Raw genomic sequence first — 1,130 nt, forward strand, 5'->3', positions numbered from 1 at the left:
GGGATCATCTGCGAAACTGTGAAGCCCCGTTAGAAAGCGGGCAATTTGCTTAGCCGAATCATCCTGTTGTTTGGCAGTCATGGCCAGAAAACGATCCTTGTCCAGACTTTCACCTTGAATCATAGGATATCCGATAAATGGAATAAGATCTTCCGGATCGGAGGAGTAAAGGATATGAGGGACTCGCAAGGTCAGTTTCCCTTGTAATTTGGGCAGCAGCCGTTGTTCCAGCATAAGGGAAGAGGTGTCGGTTGTAAGAGGGAATCGAAAGACGAGATGTTCTCCAATGATAATGACTAGGTTCTGATAGCCGCTTGAAACGATCCGCACCTTCTCTATGGACAGCCCCGGATATCGGGTGAATATATAATGAATAGAGTTCTCGACTATGCTCACCTACGCATACCTCCAACCTTGTTAGGAACTCTCCTTATATAATATGAACAACTCTCAGGAATGTGCGTTTGTCCCTTACATTTCGTCTGAAATTATCATTTACTAGTAGAATATCGAATAGGGAGGTAACGGATGATTAACCAATGGTGTAGAAGAGTAATGAATACGGAAGTTTATAATTTTGTAATTGAGCATCATCCTGATCAGCTCGACGTTCTTGAGATATCCGGGAATGGATGGAGAGATCTCGGCTTCCGCTCCTATTCGAGTGTACATTATCCGGCGTTTGATATTTGCATGCACACAACAGGAGCAGAGTACGATTTAATTATTGCGGAGCAAGTGTTTGAGCACATCGAACAGCCTGTTCTGGCTGCTCAAAATGTGCGAAACATGCTTCGTATGAATGGAATATTCGTAATAACGACTCCGTTTCTCATTAAATATCACCCTACTCCCGTTGATCTATGGCGCTGGACTGAAGAAGGTCTTAAGAATTTGCTGTGTAGTCAAGGATTTAACGATGTCCAAACTTATTCTTGGGGAAATAAGGAATGTCTTATTGCGAACCTGGATAGTTGGGTTGACTATGATCCTGTTCAACACTCCGATTTACTCTACAATGACCCGGAATTCCCCATTGTCGTTTGGGGCTATGCGAGAAAGTGAATAATACCCACCCTATGTGGGCCAAAAGAAAGGGGCATTTCTCCGTCATCTGCAATGACTTGGAG

2 protein-coding genes are annotated in these 1,130 nt (G+C 43.7%); one reads left to right on the forward strand and one right to left on the reverse strand.

Annotation, left to right across the window (positions count from 1 at the left end; genetic code table 11):
* On the reverse strand, window positions 1–396 hold a 396-nt coding region (locus AC1DWB_RS35785; RefSeq protein ID WP_477545812.1), incomplete at its 3' end, for a phosphotransferase family protein.
* A 132-nt stretch (window positions 397–528) separates the two neighbouring features.
* Here AC1DWB_RS35785 and AC1DWB_RS35790 point away from each other — a divergent pair.
* Window positions 529–1,065 carry a class I SAM-dependent methyltransferase gene (locus AC1DWB_RS35790; protein ID WP_477545813.1) on the forward strand — a complete coding sequence of 179 codons (537 nt, stop codon included), beginning with the start codon at window positions 529–531 and terminating at the stop codon, window positions 1,063–1,065.
* Window positions 1,066–1,130 lie beyond the last annotated feature (65 nt).

It is taken from the genome of Paenibacillus sp. P4_E11 (genome assembly GCF_056401635.1).